Source organism: Inquilinus sp., assembly GCF_057815775.1.
Genome location: NZ_JBYRFX010000280.1, coordinates 1 through 2,679, shown reverse-complemented (window position 1 = coordinate 2,679; position 2,679 = coordinate 1). Strand labels below are relative to the sequence as shown.

At 67.0% G+C, this 2,679-nt stretch carries 2 protein-coding genes and 1 pseudogene; 1 reads left to right on the top strand and 2 read right to left on the bottom strand.

Annotated features, from left to right (window positions below; genetic code table 11):
* Both AC3XYG_RS10070 and AC3XYG_RS10065 read right to left on the bottom strand, forming a co-directional pair.
* A pseudogene (locus tag AC3XYG_RS10070) lies at window positions 1-299 on the bottom strand (hypothetical protein); the annotation flags it as partial.
* A 289-nt stretch (window positions 300-588) separates the two neighbouring features.
* A complete protein-coding gene (locus tag AC3XYG_RS10065; RefSeq protein ID WP_489139691.1) occupies window positions 589-1,200 on the bottom strand; it encodes a glutathione S-transferase family protein in 612 nt (203 codons plus the stop codon).
* Window positions 1,201-1,409: 209 nt separating this feature from the next.
* On the opposite strand from AC3XYG_RS10065, the gene sucC reads away from it, so the two are divergent.
* Window positions 1,410-2,606, top strand: coding sequence for an ADP-forming succinate--CoA ligase subunit beta (gene sucC / locus AC3XYG_RS10060; RefSeq protein WP_489139690.1), 1,197 nt, complete (start codon window positions 1,410-1,412; stop codon window positions 2,604-2,606).
* The last annotated feature ends 73 nt before the right edge of the window (window positions 2,607-2,679 follow it).

Genomic DNA, 2,679 nt, shown 5'->3' with positions numbered 1-2,679 from the left:
CGCTGCAGCCGCTGCTTGAGATAGTTGACCGTGGCGACGTTGCCCGGCGTGCCCGCGGCGCGGGTGCCGCCATTGGCGTTGGCGATCGACTGCAAGGCGTTGAGATGCACGCGGATGCCCGGGATGGTGACCGCCCGCTGCAGGTCGAGGCTCATCAGCGCGGTGATCAGGTCACCGAGCGGATTACCGAGCGGGTTCACCTGGGCCGAGGCGTTGGTCGCCGTGGCGGCGAAGGATGAAGACAAAGGCATGGCGAGGACGGACGCCAGCAAGGCGGCCGCCAGATGACGCACTTTCAAGATAGTCCCCCTTCGTTTCGTTGCGGTGGGGCTTTTCTTTTTGCCGCCGGCTCGCACCGAATGGCCTCTCGTCCGGCCAGCCCCCACTTACCGGCACTCTCCGGCAGCATGAAGAGAAACGTCAACAGATTTAGTCCATTTCATTTTATGTATCTTTAAGCAAACTTGTTGCGAGGCCGGCCTGTCCTTGCGAACCCTTTGACAGCCCGAATCTTCCCTTTCTAATGCCAGACAAATGGCGGCTTGCAGGCCACCTTCACTGAATAACGATTTATGCGTCCGTGAGGGATCAGCCGAAATACCGCGCCCAGATTTCAGCCACATCGGGATCGGCCAGCAGGCGGGCCCACAGCGTGCTGAGCGGGGTCATCTCGTCCCGGAAATCGTACCAGGTCAGCAGCAACAACAGGTACAGGTCGGCGGCGCTGCGGCGGTCGCCGAGCAGGAACGGCCCGGGGTCGAGCGCATCGGCGATCAGCGCCCAGTAGCGGTCGGCGGCGCGGTCGGCCGCTTCCTCCACCCCCGGCGCCGCGGCCGGATCGGTGGTGTAGCGTTCCGGGTGGGCCTGGCGCAGCACGGCGCCGTACAGGTTGACCGCCGCGAACAGCAGCCAGCGGTCGCACCGGGCGCGGTCGGCGGTGCCGGGCGGCGGCGCCAGCCCGGCCTGCGGGAAGGCGTCGACCAGATGCAGCAGCATCGCCGCCGATTCGGTCAGCACCGTGCCGTCCGGCAGCACCAGGGTCGGCACCTCGCCCATCGGGTTCAGGCGGAGATAGTCCGGCTGACGATGTTCGCCTGCCGAACGGTCGACCAGGATCCGCTCGCAGGACACGCCGGCCAGGTGCATCACGACATCAGGGGCGAAGGCGCCGGTGTCCCTGCTCCAGTACAGCCTGTACATTGCCTGCCTCCCTCAAATCCCGGAGCGGGATCATCGCCCGGCCCGGCGAGCGAAACCAGCGGGTCGCGGCGGGCCGTAACGACGACCTGCCCGGATCGGGAAATGCTGCGTTGCAGCGACTCGGTTGCCCCTTGCGCGACAGGTGCTATTGTGCCGCCCGTTTCGCGGGCCGCCTCAGGCGCCGCGCTCTCACCCAGGACGGACGGTCCATGAACATCCACGAATATCAGGCGAAGGCGCTGTTGGGGCGGTACGGGGTCCCGGTGCCGCGCGGCGGGGTGGCGTACACGCCGGAGGAGGCGGTTCGCGTGGCGGAGGGGCTTGGCGGCGGCGTGTTCGTCGTGAAGTCGCAGATCCATGCGGGCGGCCGGGGCAAGGGCCATTTCAAGGAGGATCCGTCCGGCAAGGGCGGCGTCCGGGTGGTGAAGTCGCTGGAAGATGTGGCGGCGAATGCGGCGGCGATGCTGGGCCGGACGCTGGTGACGGTGCAGACGGGTCCTGCGGGCAAGGAGGTCGGCCGGGTCTATATCGAGGAAGGCTGCGACATCGCGCGTGAGCTGTATCTGTCGCTGCTGGTCGATCGCAAGAGCGGCCGGGTGACGGCGATCGCGTCGACCGAAGGCGGCATGGCGATCGAGGAGGTGGCGGAAGCCACGCCGGAGAAGATCCAGACCATCGCGATCGACCCGGCGACGGGTCTGTCGGACTTCCACGCCCGCAAGGTGGCCTTCGGGCTGGGCCTGGAGGGCAAGCAGGTCGGCGCCGCGGTCAGCTTCCTGAAGGGGCTGTACAAGGCGTTCACCGAGCTGGACGCGGCGATGCTGGAGATCAACCCGCTGGTGGTGACCGGGGCCGGGCAGATCATCGCGCTCGACGCCAAGATGGGCTTCGACGACAACGCGCTGTTCCGCCACAAGGAGATCGAGGAGCTGCGCGACGAGAGCGAGCAGGACCCGACCGAGACGGCGGCGGAGAAGGCGTCGCTGAACTACGTCAAGCTGGACGGCAACATCGGCTGCATGGTCAACGGCGCCGGGCTGGCGATGGCGACGATGGACATCATCAAGCTGGAAGGCGGCGAGCCGGCCAATTTCCTGGATGTCGGCGGCGGGGCCACGCGCGAGCGGGTGACCACGGCGTTCAAGCTGATCCTGTCGGACCCGAATGTCGAAGGCATCCTGGTCAACATTTTCGGCGGCATCATGCGCTGCGACGTGATCGCCGAGGGCGTGATCGAGGCGGCGCGCGAGGTGGCGCTGCACGTGCCGCTGGTGGTGCGTCTGGAAGGAACCAATGTCGAGCGCGGCAAGCAGATCCTGGCCGAGAGCGGGCTGCCGATCCTGTCGGCCGACGACCTCGGCGATGCCGCGACCAAGATCGTCCGTGCCGTGAAGGAGGCCGCATAATGGCCGTGCTCGTCGACAAATCCACCAAGGTGCTCTGCCAGGGCTTCACCGGGGCCCAGGGCACGTTCCATTC